This window comes from Paenibacillus sp. Soil724D2 (genome assembly GCF_001427935.1).
Classification (GTDB): domain Bacteria; phylum Bacillota; class Bacilli; order Paenibacillales; family NBRC-103111; genus Paenibacillus_E.
Genome location: NZ_LMRY01000056.1, coordinates 205525 through 228269 on the forward strand (window position 1 = coordinate 205525; position 22745 = coordinate 228269).

A 22745-nucleotide genomic window follows, 5' to 3' on the forward strand; every position below is an offset into this window, starting at 1 on the left:
CGACTAGCGAAACGGAACGTCAATCACTTATTTCCGCTTTGAAAGCCGTCATTCAGCCCAAAATGACGAAATAACGCATCCATGTTCCCTCAACGCTCGAAAAAACAGTTATTTTACAAAATAACGCATCGTCGTTCCCTTTGTTCTCGTCCGAGCCCATAGACTTCCCCTAGATGAGGCGCTCCCACCCTTCTAGTTCGACAATCCCAATGGGGCAAAACTGTCACTTTAAACAGAACCCAAACCATATAAATCTGGCAATGGAGGTGGCTTAAATTGGAATCCTTCGTCTTCTAGGCTCACTTGAGCATGCCGGAGGGAGGTATCCATCATCTTTTAGGCACTCTTGAGCTTCACATAGGAAGGTATAAGCTCCCATCCTCAGTCATTTATGCCTTTATCACTTTAAACAAAATGATCAGCCTGCGCTTTGCTACCTAAGAAATGAATCATTTTATCGATGACCGTGTTTTCAACTGCAGCTCTCCCCTTTTCCAAAAGAGAGGGTTCCAATGCTTTGCATTCTTCATTGGTTAGTCTCTCTTCCCGTTCCAATGCCCCCAAGAAAGCTAGCTCCAAGTCCGTTGCGATATTCACTTTACTCACACCGCCGCTTGGAAGGCGTATGGCTCCTTCCATCATTTCGGCAGGCACACCGGAACCGCCATGAAGAACAAGATGTACGGGTGTTAGAGAACGGATTTCTTGCAATCGAGCGACGTCGATCTTAGGCTGTCTAACCATATACACGCCGTGGGCTGTCCCACAGGAAACCGCCAATGCATCAATATTCGTTTCATTCACGAATCGTTTTGCTTCCAGAGGATCGGTATACAGCTCCTCATCTTTATCCGTTTCCACGAAATCCGTCGTTCCGATCATGCCGAGCTCCGCTTCAACGGAAACACCCTTCGCATGGGCATAATCTGCGACCTCTTTGGAGGTGCTAATATTGTCCTCTAAATTTTTCTCAGAGGCGTCAATCATGACAGAGGTGAAGCCGGCGTCAATCGCAAGAGCGATGGTTTCCAATTCCTTAGTATGATCAAGATGCAGGACTAGGGGCACGGTTATTCCTTCCGTTACCACTTTTTCATAAAATTCATCGGCGAATTCCTTCGGTGTAATCCCATATCGGATTAGTTCTTTATGAGATATCTGAACAATAGCCGGAGATTTCATCTTCTCGGCAGCCCTCAAAACGGGCGTAATCATCGGTGTATATCGAGGGGAAAACGAGCCAATTGCGAACCCGTATTTTTCGGCTACCTCTAAGGCTTGTTTGAGTGTAATAACGTTTTTGGGTCTTAATTCAGTATTCATGGTGATCTCTCCTTTTTATCTATTTGGTTGTTACAGATGGAAAGCTGATTTCAAGCGTAATGATTTCGGCACCTTTTGCATGAACTGTGAATGCCCCATCGGCATCCATAGTAAGATCTTTCGTATCTATGGGCTGTTCATTCAATTTCACGTAGCGTACCTGATCAGGCTTTATCTTCATTCTTACTTTTGCTGAGGTAGCTTTTTTAGCTGTATTCCAGAATCGCAATATAAGGCTATCTGACTTCTCCGCTTTTTTGCAGGCGCTGAGCATAAGGGTATGATTTCCCTCTATCTCCAGCCAACCATCTTTCTTTGCCAAAACACCGTCATGTTTCCCAGTTATCGATCCGAAGCTAGCAGTTAAATATTCATGTACCCTTGGAGATATATGGGATTCCAGCCAATCTCCTTTATGAACAAAGATCGCATACTCTGCTTCATTGAACCCGAGGCTCTGCGCATCAGGTACCGGTGTTTCAGGACCTGCTCCGCCAATCCTAACTAGCGTATCCTCACGGGACAACCAGCCTACAGCCCTTAATAAAGTGATAGCCAGCGTTCCCTGCTCATCATCAAGCATGTCATACTCGGTCAGCCCTTTATTGCCTACAGTCATTCCTTTATCTCTGCTACTCACACTGACAAAGCCTTGCTGAGGCTTTTGCTGTACATAGGTTTCCGGCCAACCATTGCCGTGATCTTGGGCAGCAGCTTCTCTTGCCACAACATCGAAATGCCCTTCGGCATGTGAAACCTTGAGCTTCTCACCAAGCGGAAACAACACCCGTAGTCGATGGTCTTCTGCTTGATTGTTCCACGCCGTGCGCACATCCACTCTTGCGGATCCTGCGGCAAGCGTCACATAATTCGTAATCCGATATTCTGTGTAGGCAGCTTCTCTGCTTAATCGGTCTCCGCTAAGTTTCTTCGGCAAGGACCAATCGATGTCCACTTGAAGCGTTCCTCTCGCATAACCAACCTCAGCTGCTGAAACGTGTACTCTGACAGGAGTTTCCGTCGTGCGGAGCACTCGATCAACTAATGGGGCTGCATAATTATAGGTATCTCCAGCATCCCCTCCGCTTTCAAAGGCGCCTAAACCTTCATAAATAAGGCCGCTTTGTTTGTCGGTAATGCGCAGCGTGCCGTTTTGTTGATTCACTTCAACTCGCAGTAACGCATTTTCCAAGATATGGTGTCCGATCTGCAAATCAGTTACAGCTTCGCTGCCTTTCAACTTGGCAGATGGCAGCAGGGCGTTAAAAAACACCTGTTTGGGATCGCATGCTGCTTCCCTTTTATGCAATGAGTAGGTCTTATAGCCAAAACCGGGAAGATCTACAGCTGGAAAACTTATTTCCGTATAAAAATGTTTATCCGTCATAGGCTTCATACCGCTGACTTCCTTCACCTGAAAAGGAACCTCATTCCCTTCCGAATCCTCCAGCCTATAGGTTCTTGGATGAACCGTAAGCTTTCGATCCACCCATACGGTTGCCGTGTCGTCACGCGTCCAGCTGAGTGAGTTATGGATAACAATCGCCAAACCACCATCTTCCAAATCGTTCGTATCAATTTGATTGTTGATGTGTTGGATGCTTTTCTCGGTCAAAATGTCAGCTATTTGCTTTGATTGTGCGAACCTTGGCAGCATCTCCCGATGTACTTCGTCAATGCTGCATCCACAAATACTGTCGTGCGGGTGATTCTGGACAAGAAGCTCCCATGCAGTCCACAGCAGGGTTGATTCGTACTTGCGGCCGCTTAGCCAAGCAAGCGCTGAGAAAGGCTCCGCGTAGCGCTCCAATGCCAGCTGTCCGATGAAATTATGTCGTTTCAAATATAGACGTGCTGACAATACACCGGGCAATACATGGGGTAAATCTACGCCAAAATGACGAAGCTCGCCATGTATAACTTCTAATGAAGGATTCTGACTGCGAACGGCTTCGATGAAATCTTTCGTCGTTCCCCAATGCAGCTCCGCGATTTCTTGTAAATCTTCGCCCACCTGCTTCATTAATCGCGGCAATCGCGCATCAATAAGCCTGTGATCACCGCCATAGGGCATTAACAAGCAATCCGTCGTTGCCCGTGGAGCCCAGCGTTCCAAGGATTTACGGACTCTGCCGTAAGTTTCGTCATAAGTCTTGAGCGGATTGTCAAAGTGGAGAAAATCCACCATATAATAGCCATCCGGGAACCAGTACGTGAACACTTGCGTGCCATCTGGAGCTTCCCACAGAAACTCTTGTTTAAATTCGGGTGATGCTCCGCCGAGCCCTCGCCAGACCATCGCATTATCAATCCCGAAGCCTTGGAGAATCTGCGGCATCTGAGAGATATGACCAAATGTATCCGGGATATAACCGACATCCAAGTTCGTATAGCCAAGCTTCTCAGCCATCCGTGCACCTAGCATCAAATTACGCACATGCGCCTCACTGCTGACGAGAAACTCATCTGGTAAGATGTACCATGGACCGCATTGAATCCGGTTTTCATGGATATAACGCAGAAGACGTTCTTGATTTTCCGGCCGAATCTCCAGATAATCCTTCAAGACAATCGTTTGACCATCGAGCAAAAAGCAGCGGAACTCCGGATCGTTATCCATCGTATCCAGCAGTTCATCGATAAGCTCTACCAGGCGGATGCGGAAATCCTGCATCGTCGCCCACCACTCCCGATCCCAATGGGTATGATGATAAATAAACACACGATATTTGCGATCCAAGTTTTTATCCTCCTTACCCTTTCGTACCGGCGCTGATGTTCATTCCCTCGATAAAGTATCTTTGGAAAATGAAGAATATTGCGATAACCGGAATCATGACCATCACCGAACCCGCCATCAGCAAGTGCCATTGGCTAACGCCCGAGCTGACCTTGAAAGCCTGTAAACCAAGCTGCAGCGTATACTTTGATTCATCATTTACATAAAGCAGCGGTCCAAGGAAATCGTTCCAGGCTCCTGTAAAAGTACCGATTGCCACCGTAGCGAGTGCCGGCTTAGCCAACGGAAGCATAATCGAGCGCCAAATATACAAGTGGCTTGCGCCGTCAATTTTCGCTGCTTCAACTAAATCATTGGGAATTCCTAAATAAAATTGGCGTATAAGGAAGATATGAAAGGCGCTTCCGAAAAAACCTGGAATGACTAAGGGCAAGTAAGTCCCCACCCAATGCAATTTTGAAAATAAAATGTACTGTGGAATGAGGGTTACGAATCCCGGAATAATCATCGTCCCAAGAATGATGGAGAACAAAAGCCCTTTCCCGGGAAAGCGAATTTTTGCAAATCCATAAGCGATGAATGAATTTGAGATTACATGCGCAAGCACCGCGGTTGTAGCGATTAACAGCGAATTGGCCGAATATCTCGCAAAATTCCCTGCTTCCCACGCCGTTTTATAGTTGGACCATTCGAATTTCTTAGGAAACCAGGTCGGCGGATAGGTTACCACTTCTGTCAATGATTTCAAGGATGTTTGAATCATCCACCAGAACGGCATGAGAAAAGACAAACTGCCGACAATGAGAATCAAGGTTACGACCCATTTGGAGATCCTTTGCTTGGTCTTGCGGCTTTGATAGTATGATTTCTTATTTACAGCTGCAGCGACAGTCATCGCGAATCTCCTCCTTCGTAGTGAACCCAATATTTCGACATCACCATATTAATGATGGTAACGATAATTGCGATGATGAAAAGGAACCAGGCCATGGCCATGGCATATCCCATATCGAATATTTTGAAAGCTTTCAGGAACATATGAAGATTGAAAAACAAGAGGGAGTTCGCAGGAGATCCCGGAGCACCAGGGTCATCTGCCATGACATAACCTTCCTGGAAAATTTGGAAGCCGCCAATTAAGCTTGTAACGACATCAAAGAAGATAACAGGCGTAATCATCGGCACCGTGATATGCCAAAGCTTGCGAATGCTGGATGCGCCGTCAATTTCAGCTGCTTCATACAAATGATCGGATACTCCTTGCAACGCCGCTAGAAACAGCAGCATCCCTCCGCCGACTGCCCACATTTTCATCATGACAATCGCATTTTTCGTCCAAGCAGGATCCGTCAACCAAGCCGGTCCTTCAATTCCAATCCAACCAAGCACCGTATTAATGAGACCTGATTCTGGGTTAAGCAGCATCATCCAAAGCATATAAACAGCTACACCGGACAAGACAGTTGGCAGGTAGTAAATCGTCCGAAACCATCGCATGCCGGGAATTTTCACATTCAGTAAAACGGCAAGAATCACAGAGCCCATAGTGGTTAACGGAACGGCAAGAGCAACATAGTAAAGGGTATTTCGGAGTGATTTCCAGAACAAAGGATCTTCTGTAAACATGCGTTTATAGTTGTCGAAACCAATAAAGTCCATACGTGAAGTGATGTCATAGTTCGTAAAGCTAGCGTATAAAGAGAACAACAGAGGACCTGCTGTAAAAATCAGAAAACCAATAAACCACGGGGCAACGAAACCATAGCCTTCTAGCGCTTCTTTCTTGTCCAAAGACCACTTTCTTCTCTTTTTCGGATGGATAACCTTATTCACTTGGGGATTCACATGTGTCCCTCCTTAACATTTCTTTCTATATCTGACAATTAAAATCTTCTGCTTATGAGAAAAGGGTGGAGCAGTAATACACTACGACTCCACCCTTATGTTCTAAAGCTTACTTTGTATTTTGCTTAACCAAGTCTTCAACCGCTTTCTGAGCTTTATCCAAGGCTTCTTTCGGGCTTTGCTTCCCTAGAATCGCCTCATCAATTTGTGGATTCATCAAGTTAGCAAAATCAGGTGCTGTTACTGGTACTGGCGCAAGCACAGTATCTTTCAAGTTATCAACAGTAAACTTGTAAATTGGATCCTTGATCAAATCCGGGTCATTGGATGCTTTAATATTGGATACGTTATCGAAGTTGAATTGCGCCCAATATTTCTGTGCATCCACATCCGTCATGTATTTCAAGAACTCCCAGCTTTCATCAGGATGCTTAGCGCCAAACGGAATTTCAATGGTAAAGCCTCCACCGACGCTCCAGTTTCCGCTTCCTGCTTTGTATTCAGGTACTGCAGCAATACCAAAGTCTTCTTTCTTAGCGGCAAAGTCACGGATTTGTGTCCAGAATGTGCCCGCATCAATTTTCATAGCTAATTTCCCAGCAATTAACGGATCGTTCGTTTTACTGCCAAAACTAGCTTTGAAAGCGTCAACTTCCTTTTTGCCTAGACGAGCATCCCAGCTGTTATACCATTCGAGTGCAGCAATCCGGTTAGGTGAATTGATATAAATACCTTTGTCGTCCAGCCAAGGTCTTCCGCCATCCGCGTTGTTCAAGAACACATCTTGCCCTCCTGCTAAGCGAGGATGATAGCCTAAGCGCTCAATTTTACCGTTGTTGATTTTATCGATTTTCTTGGAGTACTCTTCCAACTCAGCCCATGTTTTTGGCGGTTTCTCTGGATCGAGTCCTGCTTCTTTAAAAATGGCTTTGTTATAGAACAATACGCGAGTGTCTGTTACAAATGGTAAAGCATAAACTTCGTTTTTATATTGCATCGCACTATATAAGTGCGGGAAGAAACGATCTTTGATGTTATCCTTCGCTAAGTAAGGCGTAAGATTCGTTACTTGCTTCTTGCTGGCACGTTGAGCAACCTGGCTAATATCGTGAATGATGACATCGGGCGGATTACCTGCAGCAATGGCTGCAAGTTCTTTCGTCCAACCATCTCCATAAGGTAAGAACGTATGTTTCACGGTAATGCGGTCCTGAGAAGCATTAAAATCACTAATAATTTTCTCAATAATAGGACGACGTGTTGTAGAACCCCAGTGAGTCCAAAAATCCAGTGTAACTTTCCCCTTCGGCTTCTCTACTGCGGCACTAGCAGCTGGACTTGCACCAGTTCCAGCACTTGCACTTGGACTTGAACTAGCTGTTTTATCCGTGCTGCATGCAGTCAACACTAATCCGGTGCTGAGCGCTGTGCTGAGTAGGACCAACATGGATTTATTTGCTCTCTTCATACGGTTTCATTCCCCCTAATTAAATGGTTAGACAACCAATGCCACATTGTATATCAACAATCCCACAATATAAAGCGTTTGCAATGTGGCTTTTTGAAGCCTATACACTTATAATACCAACAAAAGCTACATTGTCAACAAATTTATAAGCGCTTTCAAGTGAATTTTTGTGATGCATTTGTTAAATCCCACTAGAAGCCACATTTATTTGCCCACTAACTCCTATGATTGCTATTTATTGGACTTTTGTTGCTTGAATTGATGCTATGCAGGTTTTCAATTGTAATCGATTTCTACAATCCTTTAATAAGTGAGGTTATGCCTCGTTGGTCGAAGCAAGCTAAGTTAAAAGTAACTTTTCCCAACTGCTATTCTCTCGCTAAAGCCATGATTGACCCAAGGATAGCATTGTTGTAATTTGTACAATAATTGGCGTGTAAATTCGCGTTAACTCCGCGATTGTTGCAATAAATACAACAAATTTTCTTAAATTAGCTCCGTAGAATGAAAATACGGCTAAACTGTTGCACAAAATACAACAACTACAGCTTAATGCGAAAAAAACAGCTAAATTGTTGTACGCTGTACAACTTCCCTCATATATGCCAGGCAAGGACAGGCAGATATGCTCCTTATCTCCTTTCTTCATCGAACAAATAACCAAAAACCCGAATAAATGTACTCACAACTCACTCTGTGTAACTCAGGTAACAGAACCTCAACTATAATCACAATCACAACCACAATCAGAATCAGAAGCACAACCTCAACCTCAACCACACTCAATATCGAAATCAAAATCTCAATCAACAGAATCCAAAGCAAACTAAGCCAAAAAAGGGATAAGCATCGCCTGCCCCAAAACTCTACAAATCAAAAAAATCTCCCACATCCATTAGATGGGGAGATTTCATGTTTCTGACTCACTAGCTCGTCTGACTATATACTAGAGTCTAGTTAAATATAAAAGAGAACAAAATTGCGATGTCGAACGCGCACTAATGTCCTATCAAAATGCTGCGAAAAATCAAGGAAATGGTCGAAATAGGAAATATATGGGTCAAACTGCGCAGGACTAAAAGCACTTACTAGAATAGTCAAACTATTATTTAATTTTAATATACCAATGGTTAAATCAATAGGTTGGTTTCATAGGTTTCATACTCTATTGTAGGAGGTTTCATTTTGAAAAAAAGCACCTTGAAAATCACTAGACTATTACTAGCAACAAGTTTAACAGCAGGACTTTTCACAACATCATCTGCATTCGCAGCAGAATCCGACTACTCAGAGGCACTTGAAGCACCGCCGGTAGATTTTAATATTTTAGACGATGAGCGTTTGGCAAAAGGGTTAATGGACAGAGGGCTGTTAAGCAAAGGTGCCACGCCTGAACAAATAGCCAAAGCCGTCAAGTCTTACGTAGCAGCTAAAAACAATAAAAGTGTTAAATCAAAAGAAGACACAAATCATGATGAAATAGACAAAAAGTCAAAGGATTTCATAGCGAAGCAGAAAACCAAGCTGCTTTCCCAACTGAACATAGGCCAAGAGAACTTGAAAAAAGGCAATCCAAATGGCTTACCCGTACCCTCGGCAAAACAAGATACATACAACGGTTCTGTTCGTGAAGACAAAGTACTCGTTCTTTTGACGGAATTTTCAGACTTTAAACATAACAACGTAAAGCAAGAGCCTGGTTACATGTACGCAAACGATTTCAATCGAGATCATTATCAGAAGCTGATGTTTGGAAATTCAGATTTCACCTTATTCGATGGTTCTAAGATCCAAACCTTCAAACAATATTATGAAGAGCAATCCGGTGGCAGTTATACCGTAAATGGCTATGTATCCGATTGGTTAACCGTTCCTGGTCAAGCTGCCCAATACGGAGATGATAACCCGGCTGGCGGTCATGATAACTTAAACCCTAAGGGGCCTCGCGATCTAGTGAAAGATGCTCTAAATGCGGCTGCAGCATCCGGTATTAATCTGGCTGATTATGACAAATTTGACCAATACGATATTGATGGGGATGGTAACCAAAACGAACCCGACGGGATCATTGACCACCTGATGATTATTCATGCAGGAACGGGCCAAGAAGCTGGAGGCGGACAATTAGGCGATAATGCCATCTGGTCTCACCGCTGGACTTTAAATGGTGTGTATCCTGTTGCTGGCACGACTGCGGGGGTCGACTATTGGGGTGGCCGTATGGCTGCTTATGACTATACCATTCAACCTGAAGATGGTGCAGTAGGTGTTTTTGCTCACGAATTCGGTCATGACTTAGGTCTGCCAGATGAATACGATACCCAGTATACTGGACAAGGTGAGCCCGTTGCTTCTTGGTCCATCATGAGCGGCGGTAGTTGGAACGGTAAAATTGCCGGCACAACACCTAGCTCTTTTTCACCTCAAAATAAAGAGTTTTTCCAGAAAACAATGGGCGGAAATTGGGCAAATGTGAGTGAAATTGATGCCGCAGACATTACGAAATTGGGTACATCCGCCATTATAGATCAAAGTGTAACGAAGTCGAAAAACCCGGCTATTGTTAAAGTCAATTTGCCGGATAAAGCAGTTCCAGGTATTCAACCAGCATTCGGTGCACGTTATTATTACAGTACAAAAGGCGATAATCTTCATACCACACTCTCAACTCCTGAGTTTGATTTAACCCAAGCACAGACGGCAACATTTGATTTTAAAACTTTATATGATGTCGAGTTTGAGTATGACTACTTAACAGTTACAGCATCAACCTATAATGAACAAGTTACCCTCGATGTCATTGGTGACAATGATACGAACGGCGACGCACGTGCGGAAACTACGAACGGAGCTTGGGTTGACAAGTCCTACGATTTAAGCCATTTTGCTGGCAAAAAGGTTACCCTCCACTTTGACTACGTCACGGATGGCGGACTTGCTTTGAATGGTTTTGCAATGGATAATGCGAAATTAACCGTAAATGGTCAAGTCGTATTCTCAGACGATGCCGAAGGCGCTGCTAAATTTAACTTGGATGGCTTTGTTGTATCGAATGGTATGGAACTTAAGAAGCACTATTACTATCTGGAATGGAGAAACTATGCTGGAGCCGATAAAGCTCTTGCCTACAGCCGTGGTGTCAAATATAATACTGGGCTCGTCGTTTGGTATGCTGATGACAGTTATCTAGATAACTGGGTCGGTATCCATCCAGGACAAGGATTCCTTGGCGTAGTCGATGCTCATTCTGACGCTTTAATATTCCAAAAAGATGGACAGGATTCCGTCGCTCAAACGACTCGTTATCAAGTTGCGGACGCGGCCTTCTCCTTGGACAAAACGCCTTCGTGGTACATCAATAACCCAACTAGAGGCGAGTATAATTACAAATCCATGCATGGTGTAGAGGAGTTTTCAGACTCCAACAGCTATATGAATACAGTAATTCCGGACGCCGGCCGTATTGTGCCGAATTATGGATTGAAGTTCCGAGTTGTCGGTGAGGCAAAAGATAATTCTGCTGGATTAGTTTGGATTCATAAATAAGGATAAAAAGAAAACGGAGCCCGCAATGATGCGGTGCTCCGTTTTTCAATTCCGCTACAACAATTTACGACAAAAAATATGCGATCGGATATGATCGTGCCATATGCCTTGGGATGTAAATAATGCCCTAAAAAGACCGGGACGTTTTGAAAAATTAATTTTTGTTTCCCGCCTGACGAGGAAGTCAAAAAGAATAATGTTGTAATTTCGAGTCAATTTCATAATAAAAGTCCGATTTTTCCAAGCATGGTTTCGGAAGAAATGCAGTTGGATAAGAGCCTTTTGAGACTGCTATTTCTTCATTTCCAGCTTATTTTGTAAAAATAGGAGTCCCTAGAGACTCTTAACCTTCAAGTGACGTGTAGATTCGGTAGAAAAGCAATCGGATAAGAGCCTTTAGAGACTGCTATTTCTTCATTTTCAGCGTATTTTGTAAAAATAGGAGTCCCTAGAGACTCTTAACGTTTAAGTGAAGTGTAGTTTCGGTAGTTACAGAATTCAGAAAGGGATTTATCCGTTTTATTTAAACGGAGAATAACATGATATCTTGGCACCTAATGGATGCCTTGGGTAGGTGACTGTTTTTGAATGCGCTATAAGTCCTTATGTAGCAAGAGGTTTGAATTATGAAATTGACTAATTTCTGCAACAATTCACATGCCAAAAGGCTATTTTGTAAGCTCAAGTTGTAGTTTGTACAACATTTCAAGCCCATTCGTTGCGAAATGGCCTGTATGGGGCCCAATTGTTGTACATTATGCAACAACGAAGGGAAATAGGCAGGATCTAGACAGAATTGTTGCACTAAATACAACATCATTCAACCGAAAAGATGGATTCATTCAAACCCCCTACTCCAACTACTTCCCCCGCGTAATCCTCAACCTTTCTTATTCATTGATTATTAATGTAAAAAGACCCGAGAGAGGTCACTTCTTTCAAAGTGTCCATCATTCGGGTCACTGTTCAAAAACCTCTTGGGAGAGCCCCATTTATTTGGTATTCCCTTCACTTTCAATCGACAAAATGGACATGGCTTGTTGGATCGTTTCAGCCACGATATGACCCGCTTTTTGTCCGGATGTAAGCATTCTGGTACCTTGTCCTGCCCACAAGGACATATAGTCAGCATTGCTTTGACTAGCTGCAGCATTCCTAATATCGCGTGTAGCGGTATTTTGCGTAGGAAAAGGAAGTGGCTCTACGCCGTTCGCATCCCATTGTCTAATAAATTGGTTGAGAACCCCTCTTGCTGGTCGACCTGAGAACACCTTGGTAATGACTGTACTCTCTTCGGTACTTTTTAATAGTGCCTCCTGGTAGGAGACGTGAGCGCCGGATTCAATCACAGTCAAAAAACGCGTTCCCATCTGTACACCTTGCGCTCCAAGAACAAGAGCGGCGACAAGTCCACGACCATCCATGATGCCTCCAGCGGCAATGACTGGGATCTGAACACAATCAACAATTTGCGGAACCAGCGCTAATGTGCCGATGTTTGCACCCATTGGATGATTCGAAATGTCGAATGTTCCCCGATGACCGCCCGCTTCGCTTCCTTGTGCAACTATGGCATCGCAACCGGACTGCTCAGCCAAAATAGCTTCATTAACCGTGGTCACCATGGTGACTATACGCATGCCAGCCGATTTGGCTTTTCGCATCAGGGTTTCAGGAAGGACACCAAATGCCGTACTAATGACAGGCACTTTTTCTTCCAACACTACCGCAAACTGTTCCTCAAAATAGTCCGGAGTTACCACGAGCTCCTCAGTTGCTTGCGTTATTCCAAGATCGTTTCTTACCTGGTTAAGCTCTCGCTGAACTTCCTTCGTTCTTTCATTATTGTCCGTCATTTGAATTGAAAATAAATTCACCCCAAACGGCGCATCCGTTAGCTGTCGGATCTCCCGAATTGCCTTGCGGATTGCACTAGGCGTCATGTAGGCTGCCCCCAGCGTCCCAAGTCCTCCTGCGTTAGAGACAGATGCCACCAACTCAACGGTTCCAGGGCCTCCCGCCATTCCCGCGAGAAAGATCGGATAACGAATATTAAAAATTTTACAAAGGTCTGTTTCAAGTTGAATTCTCATCGTATCCCCCAGAGAGATCTGATTTAAATGCGCTGAAAGCGTTGCGGCCATTCCATCTTCGGATGGAAATTGTACAGCAGCCCCTCTGTATATATAATAGCATTTACCCATAGTGATTTGAAAAGAAGTGGCTTTTGATTAAGAAATTGCAGCGGATCGACCGGGACCGAGAAGTTGGTAAAATCTTCAAAGCCACCTTCGAATCCTTTCGGCCAATGCCGCTTCAAGGGATGATCGGGAACACGCCCGCCAGCTTTCACCTGCTCAAAAGTCTCCTGCAACCACTCCATGGCAGTGACTTCCTTCATCGGGATCACTAAGTTCTCCCAACCTTTGAGAAGCGAACCGTGTTTCCCCCACTCAATGCGCACGATTGGGCGCCCGTCATTTTCATGCGCCTCCTGTACGGCGGCCTGTGATTCGATGACACTACTATGAAAAAAGGTCAGTACATTCGTAACGGCTTCCGTGTGTGGATCGTACTCTACCCAAATCTCTTCATGATCACATGGCTCATAATCATCCGGGAAATCGTAATCGTCTTCCCAAAACAAATGGTAGCCAATAAGCGGAAGTGTCGGATGATGAACAGCCGCCACATCCTTTAGAGGAAAACACTCAAGCGGCGTTGTAAGTAACATCGGGCAAAATTTGCGGATAAAGCGAATTTCGCGCTCTTCCAGCGGCTCAGGTGGAGCCAGCTCCAGTGTTCGCTTATACTGCTCGCCCGCGCGCCGTAAATTTCCATCCAGATGGAAATATTCCGCCCGCCAGGCCGAATATTCGGATTGCTCAGGGCAAACCTGCTGGAGCAGCTCCAATAAAGGAAGGATGGCTTGATAATAGGCGCTTCCCGCTTTAACTTCACCGCTCAGCATTTTGGCCGCAAGTGTCTCACTAGCAAGTTTGAATTCATGGGCGTAGATTTCAATCATAAACGCTCACCACGCATCTTTTGCTTCATTTGCACCAGAGCTGCAACATTTCGTGTGGTTATAGATGCAACACCCAAATCTGCATACTGCATCATTAAGTCTTCTTCATTCACAGTCCATACATAAACCGGAAGCCCTAGGGATGTTGCATAATCCATTAACTCTTGGCTCACGATGCTGTAATGGATGTTGATGCCAAAACAGGAGGCTGCAAGCGCATCCTCGCAGGTTTGTACCATAGCATCTCTATACGGAAGTGTTCTAAACAAGTCGTGGTCGGTATTGAGCAGTTTGCGTATTTCTAGGTTCAATCGCTCTGCTAGCATCGCGCGATCCATCCCACAACCGGATAGAAAAGCCTGCTCTGACATCCCATATTGCTTCACCAATGAAGCAACAGGTTCGATACTCTCGTCCACTTTCAAATCCAAATTCACAACTTTACCCGAAGCTTGGATAAGCGGAAGCATATCTTCCAGTCTGCAGATTTGAATCGTTTCACGGTGTTCCCCATGAGTGACCTCAAACTGAAGCTCTCTTAATTCTTCAAAAAGCATTTGCGAAATGGACATTTTCAAGCCATCAACGGTAACCCATTCATCATCATGAGCCAAAATCGGGATGCCGTCCTTCGTCACTCTAACGTCTTCCTCAACCACGTCTGCACCGAGCCTAATTCCCATTTGCACGGAATCGAGCGTATGATCAATCGTGTTCATGCTGCCGCAGTGAGCGGTTATGAGTGGAAATCGATAACCCATGCCACAAAACACTCCCTTTCATCGATCTACATATATAGCATTCGTAAAGGCAATCAATGTGCGAACTCCACGAACGTTACCTTTGAGCTCAGCCCGAATCCATAGAAGTTCATCACCAGGAATTTCGATCTCGTAATTCGGCTGATCCATAGTAACGAATTGCTCGCTTAGAACACCGGTATTCCCAATCAAGTTTAGCGTATAATGGGGTTCCTGAAAATCCCAAATCTCTTTCCGTACATGAAAATCTATGTTTACTTGGAGCTTATAACTGTGGGAGTGATCCTGCGAAAAAACGACGGCGCCGATACCATAGCACGCAGTATCTGTCCCAATTTCTAGCGTTACCAAAGGTCCCATAGTTACCGATACTTTACCAGCCGCGAGTGCACGCACCGCTCGGTTCGTCACAGTCCCTTCCCCGTCATCGATGTCGAGATACGTCACCGATACCGGTTCATCCGTTTGCTCTTGGGCGTGCCAATCTCGCCCTGACGTTGCCGCAATCCGGTAGCCTTCATTCAGCTTGTCGGTCCATAATCGGTAAGCGCGGTCGTTGTCTGTTTTAATCGAAGGGAACGTGCCAGACCAAACCTCGATATAATCAATATCGTTCCAATCCTCGATGTTGAATTCCCAGAAACAACCCGTACAAATTGGACTTCCTATGCGATAAGGATGTGCCATACCGACAATTCCCCCACTCCTATGAACATCGGCAATCCCTTTATGGATATCGTCTGGACCTGCCGGACGCCAGTCAACAAAATTGGTCAGTCCGATTGTCACCATATGCCCGTAAAAGGTCGTCCATTCCATCCCGGAAATGATCGAAATTCCGGTTTCTTGCTCCACGGCATCTTTATCATGCAAACCCGTCATGGTATTGTGGTCGGTCAACGCAATACACTCGAAACCAAGCGCCATTGCACCATTAGCCAACTCCATGAGCGTTTGTCTTCCGTCACTGTGGAAAGTATGACTGTGTAATTCGCAAGCAATCCAGGGCATGCCGCTATTCCTCCTCTTGATGAATTTGTAAGGTGTAACGGCAGCTTTCTGTAACAATCGCATGCAAACTTAACGTAACGTGCCACATGCCTGCAAGCATTTTACCACTGACAAAGCCTGGCGAAGCTTCCAGCTCATTAATAACCAACAGCTGCTCAGGATCATGCCGATGCCCCGCACCGCGGTGCCGTTCAGGGTCGTCAACGGACACCGTTATTAAGTTTTTCAGCGGCAGGAAGGATTCCCATTTCGCCTGAACCCGCTCACGCTGATTGGGTTCCGTGTACTTGTCGATACTCTCGAAAATCATCGTTTTTGATTGTTCCCAATCATCCAAGTTTTTAGGTTCATAAGCAAAATGGATCCTTAGCTTGCCACCTTGAGTTCCTAAGTGAAACCGATACGAAATATGTGTTTTGGAGGAGTTGGGATGTACAATTCCTTGTACATCCAGAATAAGTTGATTCATCGTGACCTCGCGCTCTCTTCCGTGATCATACTGCGGATATAAAAGTATCCCATTACTGAACATAGCAGGAACGTAAAGAAAGCGATAGCCGCAGCTAGTTGTTTTTCTTGGAAAACACCGAAAACTTGTTCCATGGATACACCTAGCATTTGCGGAGCATTGGGTCCAATCAGAAATGGAGCCGTAAACGAACCGATCACGCCCATGAATACAAAAGTAATCGCAACGAGCAAAGTTTTATACGTAAGCGGCAAAATGAAACGGACGAAGATTTGCAATCTCCGTGCCCCTACATCCTTCGCGCTTTCAATGACAGAATTGGGGACAGCGGATAAGGCTGATCCAAGCAGCATCGTTGTGAACGGAATGTTAAACCACAAATTGGCGATAATAATCCCCTTCATGTCGAAAATAATACGCGGCATTTCCCCACCGTTGACCAGAAGTAACATGCGGGACACCCAACCGTGGTTGCCAAGCAATTGAATTAAACCGTACGTAGCGATAACGGATGGGATAAAGATTGGAATCATATACATATTGCGAATCCATTTCACCATCGTACCGTTATTAAACCTCATATAAGCTGCCAGCGCGTAGCTGATAATTAGCACGAGAATGACCGAAATAATTGTCACTTCCAGTGTAAAAATGATGTTGGAGCGCATCAGCTTATCCGTAAATAAATACGTATAATTGGACAAATCGTAACCGCCAGACTTATTGGTAAAGCTTTCTTTAAAGGAAATGATGATAGGAATGACGACAGTGACGAAGAGCAATAAAAAAGAGGGGATGACCAGAAGCAATCCCAGTATCCCCATTTTCATTTGTTTACTCATTGGGCAGCAACTTCACTTTGCCAGCGTTTGGTCATATCTTTATCTAGTTCGCCGATATTGAAGGAGCGGAATCCTTCGGATGCACCTTTGAATGAATCTTGAATTTCTTTCGACATATTGGAAAGCTTGATCCCAGGGAAACCATGCATTTTGTCTACAACCACAGCTTGTGCCTCAGAAGAAAGAACGAAGTTCAAGAATTTGTAAACCGCATCCTTCTTTTCAGAAAGCTTAGGAACCATTAAGTAGGTTGGTCCGCCGTTAAAGCCTGGTTTGATTTGCGCCATTTTTGTTGTTTTTGGAAGCTGATCTTTCGCCAATTGCTCAAGAACCATATCCGACCATGCCGGTATCATATCAACTTCACCGCTCGTCAGTAAATCTAAAGTTCCTTGGTTTTTCTTTGGATAAATACCTTTGCCGTATACGGATTTCCCTAGATCCTTGAGCAGCGCAAAGCCTTGATCCCACCCTTTTTCAACACTTGGATCGGAATTATGGATGGCTTCTTCTGGCAGGAATTTATATAGAGTTGTCGCTACAAAAGAATTACCGGAACCCCCTGTGGATGGATCATTGTAAGCGAATTTGGCTGGATTTTTCTTGATCCAATCGTACAATTCATCCAAAGTAGTTGGAGGTGTCTTTACTTTGTCACTGTTATAAGCTAATACAACCGCTGATGAACGATAAGGAATAGCGAGATTGGAGATATCTTTTAACGTTTTCTCATCAACATTTGCCAAGTTTTTAATTTTGTCGCCTGGTAACGTGTCCCATAGACCATCTTTTTGCCCCCGAGTTACATAAGACAAGCCATCTTCATATAAATCGATATCGCCTGAGCCTTTGTTAGCTTGCTTGGCAGCCGTAATGCGGTCATAGGTTGGTTGTGCGCCTGTTCCTGAAGGAATGTAGACCGGTTTCACTTTAACATCCGCATTTGTCTTCTCAAACATGGGAATCAACGTATCCCACAGATCTTTGACATTTTGCGAGCCGGTAAAATAGAAGTTAAACTCGACAGGCTGTTGTTTAGTACCAGCTGCTTCTTTGGCCGGACTGGTGCTTTGAGCTGCAGAACCTGCATTCGTTGAAGAGCTGCCGCACCCAGATACAAAAGCAGCGGTAGCAGTCATTAATGTCACTAACATAACAGCGGATTTCTTGCGAAACATAGATAATTCCTCCTTGGGATATAGGTCTAATTTTCCGGATACGCTAAAACTTTTGCAAAGCTTGCTTTTACTTGTTGCCCTGTATGAAGATCCTTGACGAAATCCCTTGGTTGAAATGCCCGGATTGTGCCGTACTCTGGCAAATCGATGGACACTTCGGCATAATGCCCAAGTACCATAACCTGTTTGATCACGCCGGAAAGGCCTTCTCCCTCTTCACCTTCTATTATCACGTCTTCAGGTCGAACGGCCAGATTTACTTGCCCGGACAGATTTTTTATATTTGGAAAACTTAGATGCCCTACGGTCAACCCGCCGGCCGTGATCACCCCTTTCAAAAAGTTCATTTTACCGATAAATTGGGAAACAAACAGCGTATTCGGTTCATCGTAAATTTCTTGCGGTGTAGCAATTTGCTCAATATTGCCTTGGTTCATAACGACAATGCGATCTGAAATCGATAACGCTTCTTCTTGATCATGCGTGACAAATACCATCGTAAGGCCAGTCTTGGCTTGAATTTCCCGCAGCTCTTCTCTCATCTCGTGCCGAAGCTTCGCATCAAGTGCGGAAAAGGGTTCATCCAGCAAAAGAACAGCAGGCTTAAGGAGCAAGGATCTCGCAACTGCTATGCGCTGCTGCTGACCGCCGGAGAGTTCACCGGGATATTTGAACTCTGCTCCAGGCAAGCGAACCAGCTGAAGCACTTCGTTCACAGCCTTATCGATGTCAGTCTTTTTCATCTTGCGTATTTTGAGACCGAATGCCAGGTTGTCAAACACCGTCATATGCGGCCATAAATTGTAACCTTGAAACACCATGGAAGTCGGACGTTTTTCCGGAGGTGATTTTAGCACGCTTTTGCCCTCAATGAGAATGTCGCCTGAATCTGGGTCGAGAAACCCGCCGATGCTGCGAAGCACCGTTGTTTTACCACAGCCTGAAGGGCCCAGCAGTGTGATTAGCTCGCCTTTGCGAACATCGAGGGAGATCCCTGTTACGCCTTCTCCTGTTTTATAACGCTTCGTCAATTGTTGAACGGAAAGCTGAATGTCCATAGGTGCCCCCTAAAAGTTTTGTTGAGCATTGCTTCTAAGCGATTACTTCGAAACAAAACTCGCATCGGAAGCATTGCTTTGCTAATTGGTCTATCGTCATTTGAGTTGGAAGCCGCTGGACATAATATCTGCGCTCACAAAGCGCTGCGCGGCCAGCAGTAGGATAATCGTCGGCGCTGTCAAAATAATGGAAAATACAGCACCCGCGTAGGCCGGATAATCGCTGATGATAGAATACATGACGATCGGCATCGTTTTGTAATTGGGGATACCCACCAGAAAAGTACCCTGAGCCTCATCAAGCGAGTTAAGGAACGTAAAGATCGAAGCCACGATAATACCCGGCATCGCCATCGGCAGCGTAATACTGCGGAATACGCGGAATGGGCTCGCCCCCACATCCCTGGCTGACTCCTCTTGAGCTGTATGCACATTGCGGAAAGCTGCCGTGGGAATCCAAGTCATGAACATGAGCACATTGATCATATGGATCAAGACAACGCCTATCAAAGTGTTCATTAGTCCGAGTTTGTAAAAGAGCACGGCTATCGATACATAAAGTCCCATTTTCGGAAAAGCATGAGTCAGTAGAAATGAGAACAAGAAGAACCGACTAAGCGGAAAACGTATGCGAGCAAACGCATAGGCTGCAGGGATACAAAGCACAATGGATAGAGCGGTCACGATGAATGCGATCATAAACGACAAACCGATCGACTTCGCGATATCCTCCTGCTGTAACACAAATGTCCACCATTTCAGTGACCACTCATGCGGCAAGATATCTGGGTAGGTCCATTTTCCAGTAAAAGCAAGTATGGCTAGGTTGAGCAGCGGGCCCAAGAAAAAGATGACGAACACAATAAGTATGATAAATTCCACGATTTTACGTGGACCTATCGCTTTTAGATACCAGCGCATGCGGACTAACCACTCCTCTCCTATAAAAATTATTTGGTCGATTGCCGGACAATTAATTTGGGTACAAGCTGCTTGGGATTCTCAATGTTAGCTTCCTGACGGATGAGCTTGTCTAACAAGCTCAAGGCCTGAGTCCCCATCTCCTCTGTATTGACCCTGACGGTTGTTAAAGAGGGTGAGAACATTGCGGCAAAATCGATATCATCAAAGCCTACAACCGCTACCTGTTCAGGTATGCGTACCGATTGCTCCAACATAAACTTCATGGCGCCCAGCGCTATCATATCGTTGGTGGCAAAAAGCGATGTAAACCCGCCTGCACGAAACTGCTCCCAATGGCTGCGCATTAACTCATACCCTTCCCCGAAGGTGGAGGTCGATGCCTGTAAGATCGATGATGCTGAGATCGGAACACCAATTCCTGCCATGTACTTCTTAAAACCTTTCAGCCTCAAATTATGGCTGCGATGCGTCTGCGGTCCGGCGATCACGAAAATCTGACGATGCCCTAAATCCGTTAGATACTCAGCGACCTTCCGTCCGCCTTCCTCGTCTTGATTGACAATATGCATGACCCCGTCGACATCCGTGGAGCCATTGACCATCACGTATGGAACTCCGAAGTTAGCAATGTAATCAATGACGTTCTGTTGCAATCGGCTGATTAGGATCAATCCGTCCACCCTTTTCTCCATCATAAAATCAGCAGAACGCAGCGACATATCATGATCTGTCGTAACGAAAACGGAATAATTCAAGCTTGCGGCTGTCATCAAAATAGCATCAAGAATTTTGCCGTAAAACGGATGAGACGCAATAGGATGATGCTGGCGATAAATGAGTACGCCAATGTTGTGCGTTCTCTGTGAAACCATAGCCCTTGCCACTGCGTTGGGCTTGTATTGCAGTTCTTCAATCAGCTGGAGTACCCTATCGCGTACCTCCAAGCTTGTATAGCCCTTGCCAGAAATCACCCGCGACACAGTTGATTTGGATACACCGGCACGCAGGGCAATTTCCTTAATCGTAAGCTCCATGCTTCAACCCCATTTCTTCGTGTGAGACCGTTCCCACATAACAAAAATAACGTATTTTTGTTTTTCCTGTGTCAACCACAAGATAATAAATTGTAAATCTTCAAAACAATCAAATACCTTGATTCTTTCTTATGCTTCTTTTCATAAAAAAAGACCGCCTATAAGCGAGCTATATATGCTCCCTAGGCGATCCTCTGCTTGTCAAGAAAAATAATTAGTTTACAACAAATTCGATCACAATTGGAGTCGCAGGATCGAGTGCATCACCGCCTGGAATGGTAATAGCCGTAGTGGTAACTGTTGAAGTGTCAGCTGTTTGAATCTGTGCATTAATATAAAGATTATAATACGCAGGTGCAGTTGGAAAAGCTGTGGCAGCAGCACCGGCGTCATTGGTGGTGGCTGTAGCAAGAATATTAAATGCAGCACCTACACCTGTCCCGTCCGCTATAGTAGCACTAAATCTTCTGGAAGCCATGAAGGGTTTTGTAATTGGCATTTATATCACCTCCCTTCTCTCAAGTAGATTATGCTAGTGATAGAAAAAGGGAAGGGCTGATCAATTGCGAACAATCGAACATTTCAAGAAATGATTTGAATCGATAATCGAACGATCTCAAGTATGATTGGGGTTCCTGCAAAAATGGTGTCATTGCCGGTTATAATGGTCAAGGCATTTGTACTCACATTATAAGAGACACCAACTTGCATGATCCCGTTAATGTAGAGATTAGCGTAACTATTTTGATTGAGATCAGTAAATTCAGCTACTGATTCATTTTCATCGTTTGTGAATTGATTTGCAGGAATAACTGTTGGGAGAGTAACATCTGTGTTCGCAATAAATAAATATCTGTCAGCAGTTAGCAAAGAGTTGACAATAGGGATGATGATTGGTCCCGAGGGCCCCGGAGCACCCTGTGTGCCTTGTGGTCCCTGAGGTCCTTGTGTGCCTTGTGGCCCTTGTGATCCCTGTGTGCCTTGTGGCCCTTGAGGTCCCGGCGTACCTTGTGGTCCTTGAGGTCCCGGCGTACCTTGTGGTCCTTGCGGAACAGTTATATTAATTTCTGGTCGAGGACAAGCTGCAGGTTTCCGTTTTTTCCTTCTATGAGGGCTACCTATCATTATTTTCTTTTTACAATCTTTTTTCCGGCCAGTACTAGAGTCTCTCAATTTTATCTCGGATGTTACACAGCTGTTCTTTTTTTTGATGATACATTTCTTTTTACGTATATGTTTTCTTGTAGTTGGATTCATTTGATTTTTTTTATGGGTATTGAACACCACAAGCTAGACACCTCCATTTAAACCAATTGTATATCTTATGTTTTTATTCTATTAGAGGTATGGACCTTGAACTTATAACGGATAGACAATGATCTATTTCTATTAAAATAGGTGTTGGACCACTCCATTTTTGCCTTTTATTATAAGTAACTAATTTTTTGTTTGATATTTACTGAAAATAAGTTATAATAACAACTGTAATTATTTTAAGTATAGAAGGGAAGTAATTAA

Annotated in this window: 18 protein-coding genes; 1 reads left to right on the forward strand and 17 read right to left on the reverse strand. The window is 44.6% G+C overall.

Annotation, left to right across the window (positions count from 1 at the left end; translation table 11 throughout):
* Positions 1-405: 405 nt before the first annotated feature.
* From ASG85_RS31135 to ASG85_RS31155, 5 genes are all read right to left on the reverse strand, one after another.
* Complete coding sequence (locus ASG85_RS31135; RefSeq protein WP_060648824.1) at positions 406-1323, reverse strand: class II fructose-bisphosphate aldolase; 918 nt, start codon at positions 1321-1323, stop codon at positions 406-408.
* Between the two features lie 19 nt (positions 1324-1342).
* Positions 1343-4063: an alpha-mannosidase gene (locus ASG85_RS31140; protein ID WP_060648825.1), complete on the reverse strand. Its 2721-nt coding sequence runs from the start codon at positions 4061-4063 to the stop codon at positions 1343-1345.
* 13 nt (positions 4064-4076) lie between these two features.
* Positions 4077-4958 carry a carbohydrate ABC transporter permease gene (locus tag ASG85_RS31145; RefSeq protein ID WP_057306608.1) on the reverse strand — a complete coding sequence of 294 codons (882 nt, stop codon included), beginning with the start codon at positions 4956-4958 and terminating at the stop codon, positions 4077-4079.
* Positions 4955-5908, reverse strand: a complete 954-nt coding sequence (locus ASG85_RS31150; protein WP_156396936.1) for a carbohydrate ABC transporter permease — start codon at positions 5906-5908, stop codon at positions 4955-4957. Before ASG85_RS31150 ends, ASG85_RS31145 begins: the two co-directional genes overlap by 4 nt.
* A 109-nt stretch (positions 5909-6017) precedes the next feature.
* The gene (locus ASG85_RS31155; protein WP_057306609.1) at positions 6018-7376 is read right to left on the reverse strand and encodes an ABC transporter substrate-binding protein; all 1359 of its coding nucleotides are present in this window, start codon (positions 7374-7376) and stop codon (positions 6018-6020) included.
* Between the two features lie 1185 nt (positions 7377-8561).
* Here ASG85_RS31155 and ASG85_RS31160 point away from each other — a divergent pair.
* Positions 8562-10922, forward strand: a complete 2361-nt coding sequence (locus tag ASG85_RS31160) for an immune inhibitor A domain-containing protein (protein ID WP_060648826.1) — start codon at positions 8562-8564, stop codon at positions 10920-10922.
* A 992-nt stretch (positions 10923-11914) separates the two neighbouring features.
* Here the strand turns inward: ASG85_RS31160 and ASG85_RS31165 are convergent.
* The 12 genes from ASG85_RS31165 to ASG85_RS37380 form a co-directional block, all read right to left on the reverse strand.
* Entirely contained in the window at positions 11915-13015 is a 1101-nt protein-coding gene (locus tag ASG85_RS31165) for an NAD(P)H-dependent flavin oxidoreductase (RefSeq protein WP_060648827.1), read from the reverse strand.
* A 23-nt stretch (positions 13016-13038) separates the two neighbouring features.
* A complete protein-coding gene (locus tag ASG85_RS31170) occupies positions 13039-13950 on the reverse strand; it encodes a hypothetical protein (RefSeq protein ID WP_060648828.1) in 912 nt (303 codons plus the stop codon).
* Entirely contained in the window at positions 13947-14711 is a 765-nt protein-coding gene (locus ASG85_RS31175) for a glycerophosphodiester phosphodiesterase (protein WP_060648829.1), read from the reverse strand. The genes ASG85_RS31170 and ASG85_RS31175 overlap by 4 nt, the downstream gene beginning before the upstream one ends.
* Positions 14712-14729: 18 nt before the next feature.
* Positions 14730-15722, reverse strand: coding sequence for a CehA/McbA family metallohydrolase (locus tag ASG85_RS31180; RefSeq protein ID WP_060648830.1), 993 nt, complete (start codon positions 15720-15722; stop codon positions 14730-14732).
* 4 nt (positions 15723-15726) lie between these two features.
* The gene (locus ASG85_RS31185; RefSeq protein WP_060648831.1) at positions 15727-16191 is read right to left on the reverse strand and encodes a hypothetical protein; all 465 of its coding nucleotides are present in this window, start codon (positions 16189-16191) and stop codon (positions 15727-15729) included.
* On the reverse strand, positions 16188-17033 hold the full coding sequence (locus ASG85_RS31190; protein ID WP_060648832.1) for an ABC transporter permease: 846 nt from the start codon (positions 17031-17033) through the stop codon (positions 16188-16190). The genes ASG85_RS31185 and ASG85_RS31190 overlap by 4 nt, the downstream gene beginning before the upstream one ends.
* Positions 17030-18211, reverse strand: coding sequence for an extracellular solute-binding protein (locus tag ASG85_RS31195; protein WP_060648833.1), 1182 nt, complete (start codon positions 18209-18211; stop codon positions 17030-17032). The genes ASG85_RS31190 and ASG85_RS31195 overlap by 4 nt, the downstream gene beginning before the upstream one ends.
* A 26-nt stretch (positions 18212-18237) precedes the next feature.
* A complete protein-coding gene (locus ASG85_RS31200; RefSeq protein WP_060648834.1) occupies positions 18238-19269 on the reverse strand; it encodes an ABC transporter ATP-binding protein in 1032 nt (343 codons plus the stop codon).
* Positions 19270-19365: 96 nt separating this feature from the next.
* A complete protein-coding gene (locus ASG85_RS31205) occupies positions 19366-20190 on the reverse strand; it encodes an ABC transporter permease (protein WP_057306622.1) in 825 nt (274 codons plus the stop codon).
* Between the two features lie 29 nt (positions 20191-20219).
* Positions 20220-21227 (reverse strand): LacI family DNA-binding transcriptional regulator, encoded by a 1008-nt coding sequence (locus ASG85_RS31210; protein ID WP_060648835.1) that lies wholly within the window; start codon positions 21225-21227, stop codon positions 20220-20222.
* Positions 21228-21441: 214 nt separating this feature from the next.
* Positions 21442-21726: a DUF4183 domain-containing protein gene (locus ASG85_RS31215; RefSeq protein WP_057306624.1), complete on the reverse strand. Its 285-nt coding sequence runs from the start codon at positions 21724-21726 to the stop codon at positions 21442-21444.
* A gap of 83 nt (positions 21727-21809) precedes the next feature.
* Positions 21810-22514, reverse strand: coding sequence for a DUF4183 domain-containing protein (locus ASG85_RS37380; protein ID WP_060648836.1), 705 nt, complete (start codon positions 22512-22514; stop codon positions 21810-21812).
* Positions 22515-22745: the final 231 nt, after the last annotated feature.

Bases quoted from the DNA above. Each gene is read 5' to 3' on its own strand.
- ASG85_RS31135 (WP_060648824.1), bottom strand. From the start codon at position 1,323: ATGAATACTGAATTAAGACCCAAAAACGTTATTACACTCAAACAAGCC.
- ASG85_RS31175 (WP_060648829.1), bottom strand. From the start codon at position 14,711: ATGGGTTATCGATTTCCACTCATAACCGCTCACTGCGGCAGCATGAAC.
- ASG85_RS31145 (WP_057306608.1), bottom strand. From the start codon at position 4,958: ATGACTGTCGCTGCAGCTGTAAATAAGAAATCATACTATCAAAGCCGC.
- ASG85_RS31190 (WP_060648832.1), bottom strand. From the start codon at position 17,033: ATGAGTAAACAAATGAAAATGGGGATACTGGGATTGCTTCTGGTCATC.
- ASG85_RS31165 (WP_060648827.1), bottom strand. From the start codon at position 13,015: ATGAGAATTCAACTTGAAACAGACCTTTGTAAAATTTTTAATATTCGT.
- ASG85_RS31200 (WP_060648834.1), bottom strand. From the start codon at position 19,269: ATGGACATTCAGCTTTCCGTTCAACAATTGACGAAGCGTTATAAAACA.
- ASG85_RS31185 (WP_060648831.1), bottom strand. From the start codon at position 16,191: ATGAATCAACTTATTCTGGATGTACAAGGAATTGTACATCCCAACTCC.
- ASG85_RS31155 (WP_057306609.1), bottom strand. From the start codon at position 7,376: ATGAAGAGAGCAAATAAATCCATGTTGGTCCTACTCAGCACAGCGCTC.
- ASG85_RS31215 (WP_057306624.1), bottom strand. From the start codon at position 21,726: ATGCCAATTACAAAACCCTTCATGGCTTCCAGAAGATTTAGTGCTACT.
- ASG85_RS31180 (WP_060648830.1), bottom strand. From the start codon at position 15,722: ATGCCCTGGATTGCTTGCGAATTACACAGTCATACTTTCCACAGTGAC.
- ASG85_RS31170 (WP_060648828.1), bottom strand. From the start codon at position 13,950: ATGATTGAAATCTACGCCCATGAATTCAAACTTGCTAGTGAGACACTT.
- ASG85_RS31205 (WP_057306622.1), bottom strand. From the start codon at position 20,190: ATGCGCTGGTATCTAAAAGCGATAGGTCCACGTAAAATCGTGGAATTT.
- ASG85_RS31195 (WP_060648833.1), bottom strand. From the start codon at position 18,211: ATGTTTCGCAAGAAATCCGCTGTTATGTTAGTGACATTAATGACTGCT.
- ASG85_RS31210 (WP_060648835.1), bottom strand. From the start codon at position 21,227: ATGGAGCTTACGATTAAGGAAATTGCCCTGCGTGCCGGTGTATCCAAA.